Origin of the sequence: Caenimonas soli (assembly GCF_013155545.1) — a bacterium.
GTDB lineage: Bacteria > Pseudomonadota > Gammaproteobacteria > Burkholderiales > Burkholderiaceae_C > Ramlibacter > Ramlibacter soli.
Genome location: NZ_JABJVV010000011.1, coordinates 107,656 through 123,718 on the forward strand (window position 1 = coordinate 107,656; position 16,063 = coordinate 123,718).

Consider the following 16,063-nt stretch of genomic DNA (forward strand, 5'->3'; position numbering starts at 1 on the left):
TCGCGCCAAAGCAGCAGGTTCGCCTTGCGATCTCCCGCTGCCCGCCTTCGATTCGCTGCTTGCCCCGCGAAATCGGTATCATCGACAGGGTGTCTTGTCGCTCGTGATGTTTTAGGTATCACGCCTGATGCTCGCCCGGCATATCGCCGGCTTCAAACATGAAGGGCCTGCAATGCGGCTTTCTGACTTCATCCGCGAGCATGCGGACCAGATTCTGGCGACCTGGGACGAATTTGCCGCGACCGTGGCGCATGGCGGCAAGGAGCTGGATCAGAAGGCCCTGCGTGACCACGCGGGCCAGATCCTGTTAGCGATAGCGGCCGACCTCGAGCAACCGCAATCGAACGCGCAGCAGATCGCCAAGTCGCGTGGCGAGGCCAGTCGTGAAGGTCAGGCGGAAGACACGGCGGCCGAGACGCATGCAGACACGAGGATCGTCGCGGGCTTTGCAATCGACGCGATGTTGACGGAGTACCGGGCACTGCGCGCCAGCGTGCTTCGGCTGTGGTCGGCCTCGAAGGGCGATGAAACGCATGCCGACGAGCTGGACCAACTGATGCGGTTCAACGAGGCCATCGACCAGGCAATCACGGAGTCGGTGGCGCGCTACACCGAGCAAGTGCAGCGCTACACCAACCTGTTTATGGGCATGCTTGGCCACGACATTCGCAATCCCCTAGGCACGATCACGATGTCCACCGAGGTGCTGGCGCGCTCCGGACAGCTCCAGCGTAAGGCGCTCGACCCCATCGTCAATAGCGCGCGACGTATCCAGAGTATCGTCGAGCTGATCGTCGATTTTTCGCGCGCCCAGTCCAATGGCGTCATGCCCATCAGCGCGAGGCCTTCGAACCTTCGGCCCCTGTTCGACAGCGTGCTGGCAGAGACGCAGGTCCGCCATCCGTCCATCGAGTTCCTGCTGCGCGCCGAAGGCAACCTGGACGGGGTCTGGGACGAGGCACGCCTGGCACAACTTATGTCTAACCTTCTGGAGAACGCCATTTCGTACGGCGCACGCGGCCAGCCGGTGGCTGTCACCCTAATGGACGAGGGGCCAAACGTCACTTTCAGCGTGCATAACTTCGGCAACGTGATTCCCGCGCATGACCGTGAACGCATCTTTGAGCCGCGCAGCCGCGGGTCGCTGCTGGACAAGCAAAAAGCCCCGAACGGCCTGGGCCTAGGGCTTTACATTTGCCGGGAGATCATGCGCGCCCACAACGGAACTCTGTCGGTGCGTTCGACAGCGGACGAGGGGACTACGTTCCTGACCCGCCTGCCACGAAAGCAGCCTGAGTTTCAGACCGCCTCTTCCTGAGCCTGTCTCCAAGCGCACAGCGATTTGCAATAGACGCCTCATCGGTCCAGCGTTCAGCTGGCGCAATCCGAAGCATTGGATGTTAAAGACCGCAACTGCCGGGCGAGTGCTGGGCTTGAACAGCGAAACCGTGCTTTAGTTAACGACTGTTGCGGAAACCCTGCCGCTGTGCGCGTAAGCGCGTTCATCTGAGCAAAGAGGCATCGGTCGATGGCCAGAGAGATCATCTAGCGGGACCAGCCCTGATATGGGAGAGGGTACGCACCGTGCGGGGCTCGGGATCGGGATGGGACTGTTACGATAAGTCTTCCATCGATGACGAAGCCCGCGTATTCATACACCCGAGGCGACGCCTGCGACAATAGCGTTGGTCCACCCATGATCGCATCACCAGAATCCAAATGCCAGGAACCGCCAGCTTCATCCCACTGCGTTTACTTCTATGAGGACGCAGACTTGCTCGTCGACGAGGTGGCGCGATACCTCGGCGCCGCGCTGACGAGAGGTCATACAGGCATTGTTATTGCGCGGGATTCTTTCCGGAGCCGCCTGTCGCTCGAATTGAATCTCAAGCATCGGCTCGCTGAACCAGTCGCTAATCAGTACGGCACTTTGATAGCCTTGGATGCGCAAGAAACGTTGGACAAGTTCATGGTGGCAGGCTGGCCGCACCAGGGCAAGTTTGATCGTGTCGTCGGCGACTTAGTCAAGCGCTGCATAAGCCGCGGCGAGGAAATCGCTGCCTATGGTGAGATGGTTGGGCTGCTGTGCGAGCAAGGACAATTCGATGCGGCGGTTCGCCTGGAAAAACTGTGGAATGACCTGCTTGGCAAACGCAGGTTTTCCCTGATATGCGGCTATCCCGCCGGACTTTTCACGAGTCCTGCGGGGCGGGCGTCGTACAAGCATCTGTGCGATGCGCATCACAAGGTGTTCCAGGTCTGATTCGCGCGTTCGCAACGAAGGTGGCAATCAGCTCTAATGCGTTTTGTCAATCCTATTGGGCCCGTTCGATGCGGGTCACCACAAACTGGCCGTTCACCCGGTCAACGGCAAAGCGGACCTTGTCGCCAGCCTTGACTGATTTCAGGAGCTTCGCGTCGGCCACACCAAACTGCATGGTCATGGCGTCCATACCGATGTTTGCGATGGGGCCGTGCTTCAGCAAAACTGCTTTGGGCAGAACCTTCAGAACCTCTCCTTGGCTCATTGGTGTCGAGGCAGGGGACACTGGCTGAGCCTGGGCGGCGCCGGCTGCGGCGAATGCAACAATTGCGAGAAGGTGACTGGCTTTCATTAGAGTCCTTTCGAAGTGGAAAAGTGATGGGGTCAAGAGGTGGCCCGCCGTATGCGGCTGCGCTGCATCAGGAACCAGGCCGCTGGAATCACCAGCATCGAGAGCAGCGGCGCCGTGACCATCCCGCCGACCATTGGTGCGGCGATGCGCTGCATCACTTCCGAGCCTGTGCCGCTGGTCAAGAGGATGGGTAGCAAGCCGGCCAGGATGACCGCCACGGTCATCGATTTTGGCCTAACGCGGAGCAGGGCGCCTTCACGGAGCGCGGCCAGCAGCGTTTCTTCGGTGTCCGGCTCTCCGGCTGCCACTCGCCTTGCCAAAGCGTTCTTGAGATAGATGAGCATCACCACGCCGAATTCCGCCGCAACGCCGGCGAGGGCAATGAAGCCAACGGCGGTGGCCACCGAGATGGAGTGCCCAAGGGCCCAGACAAGCCAGAAGCCCCCAATGAGGGAGAACGGCACGGCTGCCATCACCAACGCCGCGTCGCGCAGGGATCGGAACAGCATGAACAGCAGCACGAAGATAACCGCCAGGGTGGCAGGCACCACGAGTTGCAGGCGTTGCGTGGCCCGTTCCAGGTATTCGAACTGGCCCGACCAGGCGACCGAGTAACCCGCGGGCATCTGCACCGCCTTGGAAACGGCGGCCTGCATATCGTTGACCACCGACCGGAGGTCTCGCTCGCGGACATCGACATAGACCCACCCCGACAGCCGCGCGTTCTCGCTGCGCAGCATGGGGGGGCCTTCTTCGATGGTGACTTTGGCCACGTCCTGAAGCAGCAGTTGGGCGCCTTTATCGGTGACGAAGGGGAGTTCCCGCAGTCGTTGCAACGAGTCCCGGATTTCCCTCGGATACCTCACGTTGATGGGGTAACGCTCGCGACCACTGATGACCTCTCCAACCGTGTCGCCACCGATGGCGGTTGAAACCACCGCCTGCACGTCCGCAACCGAGAGTCCGTACCGCGCCGCAGCCAGGCGGTCCACGTCGACGTCGATGTACCGGCCTCCGGTGAGACGCTCCGCCAACGCGGAAGAAACACCCGGGACGTCCTTCACCGCAGCCTCGATCCGGGTGGTGAGCCTGTCGATGGTTGCCAGGTCGGCACCGGCCACCTTGATGCCAACAGGGCTCTTGACGCCCGTGGCCAGCATGTCGATGCGGTTCCTGATGGGGGGCACCCAGACGTTGGTCAGCCCCGGCACCTTGACGACACGGTCCAGTTCCTCCACCAGCTTGGCGGGTGTCATACCGGCGCGCCACTGGTCGCGTGGCTTGAACTGAATGGTCGTTTCGAACATTTCCAGCGGCGCAGGGTCGGTAGCCGTATCGGCCCGGCCTGCCTTCCCGAACACGATGGCAACCTCGGGAACGGTCTTGATCAGGCGGTCTGTTTGCTGGAGCAGTTCTGACGCCTTCGAAATCGAGAGCCCTGGCAGCGCCGACGGCATGTACAACAGGTCTCCCTCGTCCAGGGGCGGCATGAACTCTCCGCCCAGCCGCATCGCTGGAATGACCGTCAGCGCCAGGAGCAAAGCGGCAACGGCCAGTGCAGCCTTCGGGAACCGCAGCACTCCTTCCAACGCCGGCCGGTAGACCGCCGTCAGGAAGCGGTTCATGGGGTTGGAGGCTTCGTGAGGAATGCGCCCACGAATGAGGTATCCCATGAGCACCGGCACCAGCGTCACCGACAGGGCGGCGGCAGCCGCCATCGCGTAGGTCTTCGTGTATGCCAAGGGTGAGAACAACCGGCCTTCTTGCGCCTCCAAGGAGAACACGGGGACGAATGACAGGGTGATGACAAGCAACGAAACGAAGAGCGCCGGCCCGACCTCGACAGACGCTTCGGTGACCAGGTTCCATCGCTCGCCAGCAGTCGGTTGCCGTCCGTGTTGGGCCTCGAAAGCCTCGACGTGCTTGTGGACGTTTTCAATCAGGACCACTGCCGCATCCAGCATCGCGCCCACGCTGATTGCGATACCGCCCAAGCTCAGGATGTTGGCACTGACCCCCTGCCAGTGCATGACGATGAACGCCGTCAATACCCCGACCGGAAGTGCCACCACGGCAACCAGGGACGAGCGCAGATGGAGCAGGAACAGTGCGCAGACCAGGGCGACGACAACGAACTCCTCGAGTAGTTTGTCGCGCAGGTTGACGATGGCGCGGTCGATGAGAAGGGACCGGTCGTAGGTGGGCACCACTTCGACGCCTGGTGGCAGGCTGGGCTTCAAAGTCTCCAGCTTGGCTTTCACCGCTTCGATGGTCGAGCGAGCGTTCTTGCCGGAACGCATCACGACAATGCCCCCGGCCACCTCACCCTCACCATCCAGTTCAGCGATGCCGCGACGCATCTCGGGCCCGATTTGCACGGAGGCAACGTCTCGCAGCAGCACCGGGGTTGCGCCTGAGACGGCCAAGGGCACCAGGCGGAAATCGTCAAGCGACTTGAGGAAGCCGCGCGAACGGACCATGTACTCAGCTTCGGCCAGTTCGACCAACGAGCCGCCAGCCGCCTGGTTGGCATCCCGAAGCGCCTTGACGACCATACCTTGTGTAACGCCGAGTGCGCGCATGCGGTTCGGGTCCAGCACGACCTGGTACTGGCGCACCATCCCTCCGACGCTGGCTACCTCGGCGACGTCAGGGACAGTCTTCAGCTCGAACTTCAGGAACCAATCATTCAAGGCGCGGAGCTGGCCGAGGTCGTGTTTGCCGGTGCGATCCACCAGCGCATATTCGTAAATCCATCCGACGCCGGTGGCATCGGGGCCCAGCGTGGCCGTGGCACCTGGCGGTAGCCGGCTCTGCACCTGATTCAGGTATTCGACGACCCGTGAACGCGCAAAGTACGGGTCCGTTTTGTCATCGAACAGGACGTAGACGAAGGAGTCTCCGAAAAACGAGTACCCGCGCACTGTCTTGGCGCCGGGCACGCTCAGCATCGAGGTGGTCAAGGGGTAAGTGACCAGGTCTTCGACCACCTGCGGCGGCTTGCCTGGATACGACGTCCGCACGATAACTTGAACATCGGAGAGATCCGGCAACGCATCCAATGCGATGCGCTGCACTGACAAGATGCCGCCTACGGTCAGTATGGCCGTCGCAATCAGCACGAGGAATCGGTTTCCGACCGACCATCGAATCACCGCGGCAATCACTGCTTCGCCCCGCTCAGCTTCTGCACTGACACGAGCTCATAGCCCATCGCACCGCCTTGCTTGAAGTCAAAGCGGATGGTGTCGCCAGGCTTGAGGTCAGCGAACGCAGCCGGATTGGGCTTGCTGAAGCCCATGGTCATCTCGGGCCACTTGAGAGAGGCGACCGGTCCATGCGAGATGACGATGCCGTCCCGGTCTACACTTTCGACCTTGCCTTCGGCCGTGTGAACGCCTGACGTCGACGTCGGCGCCGACGCTGGCGCCATACTGCCCAACACGGACTTGAGACGTGCTTCCGAGTCGATAAGGAATTGGCCGCTGGCGACCACCTGCTCACCTTCGTTCAAGCCTTGAAGGATTTCCACCTGGTCGCCCAAGTCCACGCCCAGTGACACGTCCCGCGGCTGGAAAGAGCCGTTCGCAGTCCGCACGATGACCACGGCCCGCTTGCCCGTTCGTATGACTGCCTCGGAAGGTACGACGAGCCGGGCGGTGGATGGTCCGGCAACCTGCAGGCGCAGAAGCATTCCTGGGATGAGCTTCGCGCCTTTGTTGTCCACTTCGAAGCGCGCCTTGAGAGTGCGGGAGCTCGCGTTGACCTCGGGAATGAGTTCTTTGAGTTCTCCCGTGAACGACTGGGACTCGTCGGCCTGCAGCGTGGCCTTGACCCGCTGCCCTCGGCGTAGATGGAGCGCCTGTGCCTCAGGTACCTCCGCCACGGCCCAGACTTTCTCCAGCCCGGCGATGCGAAAGAGGGTCATCCCCGGCGTCACTGCCACGCCTTCACGAACTGCCAGCTCCGAGATGACGCCACTGGCAGGGGCGGTCAGCGTGAAGCGGGCCTGGGCTGTGCCGGTTGCCTGACTTTGTCGAATGAGCGAGTCGGGAATCGACAGGGCGCGCATGCGTTCACGGGCTGCTGCGATGATGTCGGGTGAGACGTCGGCACGCTCCAGCGCCAGAAACTCGTTCTGTGGCCCGAGCCACTCGGGGGCAAAGACTGTGGCCAACGCCTGGCCCTTCCGGACGGCTTCCATCGGAGCCCGCACGGCCAGTCGTTCCACGTAGCCGGCAACACGCGTCTGGACCGCGACATTGAGGCGTTCATCAAACTGCACGGCGCCCACAGCATCGAAGGAAGATGAAACCTGGGTTCGGGTCGCGGGGGCGGTGCGGATGCCCAAGTTCTGTTGGACGGTGGGACTGACCTTGACCCCACCTTCGCTCGTGTCGCTGTCGGCGTAAACCGGCACCAGCTGCATGTCCATGAAGGGTGACTTGCCCGGTTTGTCGAAGCGGGGGCCCGGCACCATGGGGTCGTGCCAGTAGAGGACCTTGCGCTCGCCGGTGCTATTCGAAGCCGGTGCCGATGCCGCCGGCGAAGCGGGCGGGCTGCTTGCCCGGCCCAGGTAAAAGCCTGCCACGGCGATTGCGACTGCAACGGAAGCGGCCAGTCCCGCCCAGCGGATTTGAGAGCGGTTCATTGTGTATCCCTCGGAGCCCACCAGGCCCGGTATGCCAGCTGTGCCATCGTCTTGGCCAAGTCTCGCTGCAGCGTGAGCTGCTTGCGTTGAGCCTCCACCTCCGCGCGACGCGCTTCGAAAAGCGTCATCAACGTTCCCTGGTTTGAGCGGTAGCTTGCCGTTGCCGCCGCGACGCGCTGCTGCGCCGGCAGAACGACGCCTTCGCGGTACCGCTCGATACGCTCATCCAGTAGATGTGAGTTTCTGACCAGGGTCTCGTATTCAGCATGAGCGGCTCGGCGCGCTTCGGCCAGATCAGCCTCAGCCTTGTCGATGAGGGAAAGCTTTGCGACCGTCTCGCGGTTCTGTCGCTCGCCCGGTGCCACCGGCAACGGAATGCTGACCACCACGGACACCATGTCCGAATAGCCGCTGCGCTGGCCATAGGAAGCTTCCCAGGTCCAGTTTGGTCGCCGATTGCTTGCTGTAGACGCGGCCTCCAGGCGTGCGACCTGAACCTCCTGCTGCTTGACCAATACGCTGGGGTGGCCTTCTACAAATGCCTCCTCGGAGAGGCCGCCCATTTGCGGCGCCGCGGCCAGTTCGCCGGCCGCGACACCTGACCAGCGCTGCAGTGCGACCTGCGCGGCGGCTTGCTGCTGGTGAATTTCGGTGGATTCGTCCTCGGCCATCGCCCGTGCGCCCGTGAGCGCCAGGACCTCGGAGCTGCTGCCGCTGGAGGAGGCGAGGCGGGCCCGCGAGGCCTCGAATTCTTCGCGGGCGTGATGCTGCATCAATTGCGCGAGTTTCAACGCTTCGCCGGCGTAGAAGGCGTCCAGGTACGCAAGCGATGTTTGCAGCCGCGCCTCCGCCACGCTGGCCTTGAGCTGGGCCTCTTCCCGGCTGACCAATGCTTGCGCCGCTGCAGTCCGCGCGGCGCGCTTTTCAGCCGACAGCCATTCCTGGCTGATACCAATGCGCTTCATCGTCATGGAGTCACGGGTCGTGCTCAATCGGTCAGGGCCCGTGACGGGCAGATTGTCGATGCCGGCTCGGAGCGTCGGGTCAGGGAGTTGACCGGCGACGCGTGCAGATTGCGATGCGCTTGCCATGCTCGCGCGTGCTGCGCGGGCGGACTGCGACCGCTGGACGGCGAGTTCGAGCGCCCTGTCGAAGGTCAAGGACTCGGTGACGACAGGCGCGGCCTCATGGGTCATGGGCTGGGACACAGCCGGCATCGGCACCAGGGCAGCGGCGCAGGTGACCACAAGAAAATAGCGGGGCAACATGAGCTCTCCAAGACGAACGAGGACTTGCTGGCAGGCGGACTTGCCGCGCCAGCGCCAGTCAATCGACGGAGATTTCAGACGCGGAGTCTGAGCGTGGAAAGAAAGAGCGGGTCCGGTGGAGGGCGGACCTCGGGCTCGGCCGAAACCGGCAGTGCCAGGGCCTGGGCCGACAGGTTCAACACCGGCAGGAAGAGCACTTGAACCAGGGCCGGCAGGGTCGGAGTAACGACCTTCAGCTGTTCGACTGCCTGTGCGGCAGAGGCAGAGTACTGGTGGCAAAGAACTGGCTGGGCCGCATCCATCCCTTCACAGGGTTCGCCCGCAGCCATCATCTCCGCCATGGCGGCCATGTCCTGTTCGCCAGGACAGACGTAGTTCGCCAGCGCCAGCTGTGAGAACAGCAGCGACACGACCACCAGAAATGTGGTCAGAAAGCGGCGAGAAGGACGGCGGAACATGTGCATGCGAAGTGTATCAATTTGGCTGTCAACCGTCCCCGCTGAGTTGGCTTGGCAGTCCACACCCTGCGGCCGACACAAGGTCTCGTCCTACAGCTTGGGTCTATTCGCACAGCTATCTTCGGGTTCCGGTGCCACGCCGCACCACGAAAAGAGGACTCCCCCGTGAAGATTGCCCAGGTTGCGCCGCTGTACGAAAGCGTGCCTCCGCGCGCCTATGGCGGCACCGAACGCGTAGTTTCATACCTGACCGAAGCCCTGGTGGAAATGGGCCACGAGGTCACTCTGTTCGCCAGCGGCGACTCGGTTACGTCTGCACACCTGGTTTCCGTGCTGCCCCGCAGCCTGCGGCTGGACTCGCGCAAACCGGATCCGCTGGTGTGGCACACCATCATGATGGACATGGTGCTCAAGGCGGCACCATCCTTCGACGTGATCCACTTCCACACCGATGTGCTGCAGCTTGCGCTGGTGGGTCAATGCAGGACGCCCTGCATGTCGACGGCGCACGGCCGCCTCGACTTGCCGGACTTGAAGCCGTTATTCCGCTGTTTTCCAAAGCACCCCATGGTGTCGATTTCGGCCAGCCAGCGTGCGCCTCTTCCCTGGCTCAACTGGCGTGCGACGGTGCACCACGGCTTGCCGCTGGGCTTGTATTCGCTGCACCCGCAACCACAGGATTATTTCGCTTTCGTCGGGCGCATCTCGCCCGAAAAGCGGGCCGACCGGGCCATCGAGATCGCCAGGGCTTGCGGTACGCCACTGCGCATCGCCGCCAAGGTCGACCCTGCCGACCAGGCGTACTTCGAATCCACGATAAAACCGCTGCTGGACGATCCGCTGGTGACCTACGTCGGTGAGATCGGCGACGAGGCCAAGAACGACTTCATCGGCAACGCGAGGGCGCTGCTGATGCCGATCGATTGGCCCGAACCGTTCGGCCTGGTGATGATCGAGGCCATGGCCTGCGGCACACCCGTGATCGCGTACGGGCAGGGTTCGGTTCCCGAGATCCTCGAAGACGGCGTCACCGGCTTCATTGTCGAGAACCAGGAACAGGCCATCGCCGCAGCCAGGAACATCGAGAGCATCAATCGCCGCCGCTGCCGCCAGGTGTTCGAGCAGCGCTTTGCGGCGCGGGTCATGGCCAAGCGCTACCTGGAGGTTTACCGGGAGCTCGTGGACAGCCGGGTGGGCGAAACCCGCGTTCCCGCGTAGGGCCAACAGGAAGCAGTTGCATGCCGAACAAGATCCAGATCGGCGACAAGTGGTATGTCGCCGCCACCACCGCGAGTGCCGAAGAGCAGCCGCAGGTCCTGAAGAACGACCACACCTTCGCGATGTACGACCGCTTCGGCGACGTACAGGTTCTGGTGCCGGGCAAGGAAGGCCTGTACCACAACGACACCCGCTACCTCTCGCACCAGGATCTGCTGATCGACGGGGCGCGGCCGCTCTACCTGGGCTCGTCGGTGGAGCATTCCAACAGCCTGCTCGCCATCGACCTGATGAATCCCGACTTGCCGGCGCGCGGCGACCGGCCGGCGCTGGCGAAGGGAACACTGCATGTCTTTCGCGCCAAGTTGCTGTGGCAAGCGGCCTGCTACGAGCATGTACGCCTGACGCACCACGGCAGCGAGCCCACACGGGTGCGGCTGGAGTTCACCTTCGAAGCGGATTTCGTCGACCTGTTCGAAGTGCGCGGCATGAAGCGCGAGCGGCGCGGCGAGCGCCTGCAGCCTGAGGTCTCGGCCGGCGAAGTCGTCCTGCCTTACCGCGGCCTCGACAACCGGCTGCGGCGCACGCGCATCCACTTCGAACCGGCGCCGACGATGATCGACGGGGGGCGGGCCGCCTTCGAGCTGCAGCTGGATCCGGGATCGGAACAGCACATCTACTGCACGGTGACGTGCGAGTGCGAAGGCGACGCACGGGCGCCACGAATTTCGTACGACGCCGCGCTGCGCGAGAACGAGGCACAGCGGCGAGCATGGGTGGGTGGGCGCTGCCTGATGGTCACGTCGAACCCTCTGGTCAACCTCTGGCTGGAACGCTCCGTCGCGGACCTGTCCATGCTGACCACCATACTGCCGACGGGGCCGTATCCCTTTGCCGGGGTGCCCTGGTATTCCACGACCTTCGGCCGCGACGGCATCCTGACTGCGCTTGAATATCTCTGGGTGGACCCCTCGCTCGCCGCCGGCGTGCTGTCGTTCCTGGCGGCGACGCAGGCCACGGAGATGGACCCGCAGAATGACGCGGAGCCGGGCAAGATCTTGCATGAGGGCCGGCAAAGCGAAATGGCGTTGACGCGGGAGATCCCGTTCGGGCGCTATTACGGCTCCGTCGACTCGACGCCGCTGTTCCTGGTCCTGGCTGCCGCCTACTGGCGGCGCACGGGCGACACGGTGCTCATCCGGCGCATCTGGCCCAACATCCTCGCGGCGCTGGAATGGATCGACCGCTATGGCGACGCCGACGGCGACGGGTTCGTCGAATACGCGCGGCGCAGCAGCGAAGGCCTGGTGCAACAGGGCTGGAAGGATTCGCAGGATTCCGTCTTCCACAGCGACGGCACGCTGGCGCAGGCTCCGATAGCGTTGTGCGAGGTGCAGGGCTATGTCTACGAAGCCAAGCTGGGTGTTGCCGCGCTGGCGGCTGCGATCGGAGAGGGCGCGCTGGCCGCGTCGCTCGAGCATCAGGCGCGCGAGCTGGGCCAGCGCTTCCAGGCGGCGTTCTGGTGCGAGGAGATCGGCAGCTATGCGATCGCGCTGGATGGCGAGAAGAAGCAGTGCAAAGTGGGTTCGTCCAACGCCGGGCACACGCTCTGGAGTGGCATTGCGTCTCCCGAGCATGCGCAGCGAATCGTCGATGGCCTGATGGGCCAGGCGTTCTTCAGCGGCTGGGGCATTCGCACCATTGCGGCCGGCGCGTCCCGCTACAACCCGATGTCGTACCACAACGGCTCGATCTGGCCGCACGACAACGCCTTGATCGCAGCCGGCATGGCGCGCTATGGCCGCACCGAGAGCGCGATGCAGTTGTTCGCGTGCGCCTTCGAATCGAGCCTGCACTTCGATGCCCACCGCCTGCCGGAGCTGTTCTGCGGCTTCAAGCGGCGTCCTGGGGCCGGGCCGACCCTGTACCCGGTGGCGTGTTCGCCGCAGGCATGGGCCGCCGCCGCAGTGTTTGGCATGCTGCAGGCTTGCCTTGGGCTGGAAATTCACGCGCGGCGCTCGGAGATCGTGCTGCAGGCGCCGAGGCTGCCGCCGTTCATCGACTGGATCCGCATCTCACGCGTCGGCATGCCGGGCGCCAGTGCGGATCTGCTGCTGCAGCGGTACGAGCGCAACGTGGGGATCGAGGTATTGCGCAAGGACCCGGACGTCAGGGTCACGGTCGTGGCCTAGGCAGGGACGGGCGGGTCGCCTACAGCCGCATACGGCTGAGTGCGTAACCATACGTGAATGAAAATACTCAACTTCATCCACGTCATGCTGGCCCAGGCGTTCTACGGGTGGGCCATGAGCGAGATCAACCCCATGCATCCCGACGTGCCGCGCATCATGCGCCGCCAGATCGAGCTGGCGGACAAGGCCCAACGCCTCTTCGCCTGACCCGTCTTCGCGCCACTGCGCGCACCGTTCGTCGCCTCATATGGGAAAAGGATGACAGCGCCGCAAGGTCAAGCCGCAGCCACGGCTCGGGAACCCGTCCTAACGGATCACCGGCAAAAGTACTACCATCCGCGTTCAACCATAGGCGCAGAATATTATCATGTTATTAACCTATGGCTTGGTGATGCATGGAAGATAAAGCCCGACTGACGATCCTGATCGACCCCGCAAAAAAGAAAGCGTTCGAGGAGCTTTGCTCTTCCCAGGACGTGACCTCGTCGCAGGTAGTGCGACTGTTGATCAAGCAATACCTGGAAAAACACGGCGTGCTGCAAGTCCCCGCGGTGAAGAAAGCGCGGAGCAGGTAGGGCCGCGGCCGCTGTGGGCGGGGCGTTAATCAAAAAAGCAATTATAATTTGATTAACATAGAGATCGCTCAATGGAGAACAAGACAGCCAGGCTGACAGTGCTAATCGACCCCGCGCGCAAGGATGCGTTCGAGAAGCTCTGCCACGCCCAGGACATGACGCCCTCGCAGGTCATGCGCCGCCTGATCCGCGACTTCCTCAACGAAAACGGGATCAAGCTGCCCATCGCTGCGGCCAAGAAGGCCCGCAAGTAGAGTTTTACTGCTGTCCTACACTGTCGCCCATGAGGCGGCAAGCAACGTTCGCGGGCAGGGTGGTCATGTTGGGCTTCGGCAGCGTCGGCCAAGGCATGCTGCCACTGTTGCCGCGCGAATTCGGCGTCAAGCCCGGCCGCGTCAAGATCGTCAAGACCCGCGAGGACGATACCGGCATCGCCGCGGAGTTCGGCGCCGAAGTGATCGCCACGCCGTTGAACGAAGGCAACTTCGAGACCGTGCTCGAGCCCTTGCTGGGGAAGGGCGACTTCCTGCTGAACCTCTCAGTCGACGTTTCCAGCATCGCGCTGATGCGGTTCTGCCGCAAACGCGGCGCCTTCTATCTGGACACCTGCAACGAGCCTTGGCCGGGGCGTTACGACAACCCGGAGCTGTCGCCGTCACAGCGTTCCAATTACGCCTTGCGCGAAGAGGCGCTGGCCTTCCGGCGGGACCTTCGCTCGGGACCGACGGCGGTTCTCACGCAGGGCGCCAATCCCGGGCTGGTATCGGCCCTGGTCAAGCGGGCCTTGCTCAACATGGCCGAAGAAACGCATCTGAAGGTGGAGAGGCCCACCAGCTACGAGGATTGGGCGGAGCTGGCCCGCAGCCTGGACATCAAGGTAATCCACATCGCCGAACGCGACTCGCAGATTTCCGACAGGCGCAAGGAGAGTGACGAATTCGTCAACACCTGGTCGGTGGAAGGCTTCTTCGACGAAGGCCTGCAGCCCGCGGAACTGGGCTGGGGCAGCCACGAGAGGCATTGGCCCGAGGATGCCGGCCGCCATGGCTTCGGCTGCGACGCGGCGATCTACCTGAACCGTCCCGGCATCGCGACGCGGGTGCGCAGCTGGACTCCGCTGGAAGGCCCTTACCACGGCTTTTTGGTGACCCACGCCGAATCGATCTCCATCGCCGATCACTTCACGCTGCGCGACAACGGCAACATCACCTACCGGCCCACCGTGCACTACGCCTACCATCCGTGCGACGACGCCGTGTTGTCCCTGCACGAAGTGGCGGGCAAGAACTGGAAACTGCAGCGCAAGCAGCGCATCATGCGCGACGAGATCACCGGCGGGATGGACGAACTCGGCGTGCTGCTGATGGGCAATGCCAAGGGCGTGTATTGGTATGGATCGCGCCTGTCCATCGAGCAGGCGCGCAAGCTGGCGCCGTACAACACGGCCACCAGCCTCCAGGTGGTAGCGGGCATCCTGGGCGGCATGGCCTGGGCCTTGCGCAATCCGGACGCCGGCCTGGTCGAGCCCGACGACCTGGACTGGGAGACCGTGTTGGAAGTGGCCGTTCCCTACCTGGGCGATGTCGTCGGCGAGTGGGGTGACTGGACGCCGCTGCAGGGCCGCAGCCCGCTTTTCAGCGAAGACAAGGACCTCGAGGATCCCTGGCAGTTCCTGAACTTCCTTGTGAAATAGCGCTCACCGCGAGGCCCGCTTGCTGCTCAAGAAAGAACTCGGCGTCGTCGAGAATTCCTGGTACGAGGCAAGCGTGGAGCGGCCGCCGCCTTCGCGGCCGCTGGCCGAGCGCACGACCGCCGACATCTGCGTGGTGGGAGGTGGTTATGCCGGCGTGTCGGCCGCGCTGGAGCTGGCCGAGCGTGGCTATTCGGTGGTGCTGCTGGAAGCGCAGCGCATCGGCTGGGGCGCTTCCGGGCGCAATGGCGGGCAGGCCATCGTGGGCTTCGGCTCGGACGGCGAGTGTGCGATAGAAAAGCAGTTCTCGCCGGCGGATGCGCGCCGCACCTGGGACGTTTCCGTCGAGGGGCTGCAGCTGCTGCGCGAGCGGATCGCCCGCTATGGCATCGACTGCGATTTCCGTCCCGGCTACCTCAGCCTTGCCGTCAAGCCGCGCAAGTCGGACGAGCTGCGGCGCTGGATGGATCACGCCGCAGCCGCCTACCGGCACCCGCTGCAGTGGATAGGTCCCGCGGAGATCGGCGAGTGGCTGGCCACCAAGCGCTTTCATTCGGCGGTGTTCGACGCGACCTCCGGCCACCTGCATCCCCTGAAGTATTGCCTGGGCCTGGCCGGCGCAGCCCGCGCGGCCGGTGTGCGGATCCACGAGAACTCCGCGGCGTTCGTGGTCGAGCGGGGCGACAAGCCAGTGGTGAAAACCGCGCAGGGCGAGTGCCGGTGCAATTTCGTGGTGCTTGCCGGCAACGTGTACCTGGGCGAGTACGGCGACGAGATCGCGCCGGAGGTATCCGCGCGCATCATGCCCGTCGGCACCTACATGATCGCCACGGAGCCGATGGGCCAGGAGCGCGCCGACGCATTGATGCGGACACGTCCCGCGGCCTCGGACACCAACTTCGTGCTCGACTATTTCCGCCTGAGCGCCGACCACCGGCTGCTGTTCGGCGGCGCCGACAGCTACAGCGGGGCGGCACCGCGCGACCTGATAGCGCGGATCCGCTCCAGCATGCTGGTGGTATTTCCGCAGCTGGACGATCTGGCCATACCGCACGCCTGGGGCGGCTTTGTCGACATCACCATGAACAAGGCGCCGAATTTCGGGCGCCTGGGCCACAACATCTACTATCTGCAAGGGTTCTCGGGCCATGGCCTGGCGCTGGCCGGAATGGCCGGCAAGCTCGTGGCCGAGGCGGTCGCGGGGCAGGCGGAGCGCTTCGACCTGTTCGCCCGCATCAGGCACCATCAGTTCCCCGGCGGCGCGCTGATGCGCACGCCGGCCCTGATCCTGGGAATGCTGTACTACCGCCTGCGCGACGCGCTGTAGTCCCGCTGGGGCGTCACCACTGGGCAGGATGCGCTCGCCCGGCAGCACTTCGTAAGGCGGGGCCCAGCC

The 16,063-nt window shown here is 63.7% G+C and carries 14 protein-coding genes; 9 read left to right on the forward strand and 5 right to left on the reverse strand.

The genetic code is table 11. The annotated features are described in order from the left end of the window. The first annotated feature begins 127 nt into the window (after positions 1-127). The gene (locus HNE04_RS18010; protein WP_172222142.1) at positions 128-1,318 is read left to right on the forward strand and encodes a sensor histidine kinase; all 1,191 of its coding nucleotides are present in this window, start codon (positions 128-130) and stop codon (positions 1,316-1,318) included. 378 nt (positions 1,319-1,696) lie between these two features. Further along, positions 1,697-2,263 carry an MEDS domain-containing protein gene (locus HNE04_RS18015; RefSeq protein WP_268904915.1) on the forward strand — a complete coding sequence of 189 codons (567 nt, stop codon included), beginning with the start codon at positions 1,697-1,699 and terminating at the stop codon, positions 2,261-2,263. Between the two features lie 52 nt (positions 2,264-2,315). Here HNE04_RS18015 and HNE04_RS18020 read toward each other — a convergent pair whose 3' ends face one another. From HNE04_RS18020 to HNE04_RS18040, 5 genes are all read right to left on the reverse strand, one after another. Next, positions 2,316-2,615 (reverse strand): copper-binding protein, encoded by a 300-nt coding sequence (locus tag HNE04_RS18020; RefSeq protein ID WP_207717615.1) that lies wholly within the window; start codon positions 2,613-2,615, stop codon positions 2,316-2,318. A 32-nt stretch (positions 2,616-2,647) separates the two neighbouring features. Next, positions 2,648-5,782: an efflux RND transporter permease subunit gene (locus HNE04_RS18025; protein WP_172222147.1), complete on the reverse strand. Its 3,135-nt coding sequence runs from the start codon at positions 5,780-5,782 to the stop codon at positions 2,648-2,650. Then, on the reverse strand, positions 5,779-7,266 hold the full coding sequence (locus tag HNE04_RS18030; RefSeq protein WP_172222150.1) for an efflux RND transporter periplasmic adaptor subunit: 1,488 nt from the start codon (positions 7,264-7,266) through the stop codon (positions 5,779-5,781). The genes HNE04_RS18025 and HNE04_RS18030 overlap by 4 nt, the downstream gene beginning before the upstream one ends. Beyond that, positions 7,263-8,534: a TolC family protein gene (locus HNE04_RS18035; protein WP_235965142.1), complete on the reverse strand. Its 1,272-nt coding sequence runs from the start codon at positions 8,532-8,534 to the stop codon at positions 7,263-7,265. Before HNE04_RS18035 ends, HNE04_RS18030 begins: the two co-directional genes overlap by 4 nt. Positions 8,535-8,608: 74 nt before the next feature. Next, on the reverse strand, positions 8,609-8,998 hold the full coding sequence (locus HNE04_RS18040) for a hypothetical protein (protein ID WP_172222153.1): 390 nt from the start codon (positions 8,996-8,998) through the stop codon (positions 8,609-8,611). A 159-nt stretch (positions 8,999-9,157) separates the two neighbouring features. Here HNE04_RS18040 and HNE04_RS18045 point away from each other — a divergent pair, with 159 nt between their 5' ends. The 7 genes from HNE04_RS18045 (at position 9,158) to HNE04_RS18075 (ending at position 15,994) form a co-directional block, all read left to right on the forward strand. Continuing rightward, positions 9,158-10,210 (forward strand): glycosyltransferase family 4 protein, encoded by a 1,053-nt coding sequence (locus HNE04_RS18045; protein WP_172222156.1) that lies wholly within the window; start codon positions 9,158-9,160, stop codon positions 10,208-10,210. A 20-nt stretch (positions 10,211-10,230) separates the two neighbouring features. Continuing rightward, positions 10,231-12,402: an amylo-alpha-1,6-glucosidase gene (locus tag HNE04_RS18050; protein ID WP_172222159.1), complete on the forward strand. Its 2,172-nt coding sequence runs from the start codon at positions 10,231-10,233 to the stop codon at positions 12,400-12,402. 57 nt (positions 12,403-12,459) lie between these two features. Continuing rightward, on the forward strand, positions 12,460-12,609 hold the full coding sequence (locus HNE04_RS18055) for a hypothetical protein (protein WP_172222161.1): 150 nt from the start codon (positions 12,460-12,462) through the stop codon (positions 12,607-12,609). A gap of 188 nt (positions 12,610-12,797) precedes the next feature. Beyond that, positions 12,798-12,977 (forward strand): ribbon-helix-helix protein, CopG family, encoded by a 180-nt coding sequence (locus HNE04_RS18060; RefSeq protein ID WP_172222164.1) that lies wholly within the window; start codon positions 12,798-12,800, stop codon positions 12,975-12,977. 71 nt (positions 12,978-13,048) lie between these two features. Then, positions 13,049-13,231 (forward strand): CopG family transcriptional regulator, encoded by a 183-nt coding sequence (locus HNE04_RS18065; protein WP_172222167.1) that lies wholly within the window; start codon positions 13,049-13,051, stop codon positions 13,229-13,231. A gap of 29 nt (positions 13,232-13,260) precedes the next feature. After that, entirely contained in the window at positions 13,261-14,670 is a 1,410-nt protein-coding gene (locus tag HNE04_RS18070; RefSeq protein ID WP_172222169.1) for a homospermidine synthase, read from the forward strand. Between the two features lie 19 nt (positions 14,671-14,689). After that, complete coding sequence (locus tag HNE04_RS18075) at positions 14,690-15,994, forward strand: NAD(P)/FAD-dependent oxidoreductase (protein WP_172222172.1); 1,305 nt, start codon at positions 14,690-14,692, stop codon at positions 15,992-15,994. Positions 15,995-16,063 lie beyond the last annotated feature (69 nt).

Coding starts and splice junctions, on each gene's coding strand:
- HNE04_RS18020 (WP_207717615.1), bottom strand. CDS start 2,615: ATGAAAGCCAGTCACCTTCTCGCAATTGTTGCATTCGCCGCAGCCGGC.
- HNE04_RS18015 (WP_268904915.1), top strand. CDS start 1,697: ATGATCGCATCACCAGAATCCAAATGCCAGGAACCGCCAGCTTCATCC.
- HNE04_RS18035 (WP_235965142.1), bottom strand. CDS start 8,534: ATGTTGCCCCGCTATTTTCTTGTGGTCACCTGCGCCGCTGCCCTGGTG.
- HNE04_RS18010 (WP_172222142.1), top strand. CDS start 128: ATGCTCGCCCGGCATATCGCCGGCTTCAAACATGAAGGGCCTGCAATG.
- HNE04_RS18040 (WP_172222153.1), bottom strand. CDS start 8,998: ATGCACATGTTCCGCCGTCCTTCTCGCCGCTTTCTGACCACATTTCTG.
- HNE04_RS18070 (WP_172222169.1), top strand. CDS start 13,261: ATGAGGCGGCAAGCAACGTTCGCGGGCAGGGTGGTCATGTTGGGCTTC.
- HNE04_RS18055 (WP_172222161.1), top strand. CDS start 12,460: ATGAAAATACTCAACTTCATCCACGTCATGCTGGCCCAGGCGTTCTAC.
- HNE04_RS18030 (WP_172222150.1), bottom strand. CDS start 7,266: ATGAACCGCTCTCAAATCCGCTGGGCGGGACTGGCCGCTTCCGTTGCA.
- HNE04_RS18060 (WP_172222164.1), top strand. CDS start 12,798: ATGGAAGATAAAGCCCGACTGACGATCCTGATCGACCCCGCAAAAAAG.
- HNE04_RS18050 (WP_172222159.1), top strand. CDS start 10,231: ATGCCGAACAAGATCCAGATCGGCGACAAGTGGTATGTCGCCGCCACC.
- HNE04_RS18065 (WP_172222167.1), top strand. CDS start 13,049: ATGGAGAACAAGACAGCCAGGCTGACAGTGCTAATCGACCCCGCGCGC.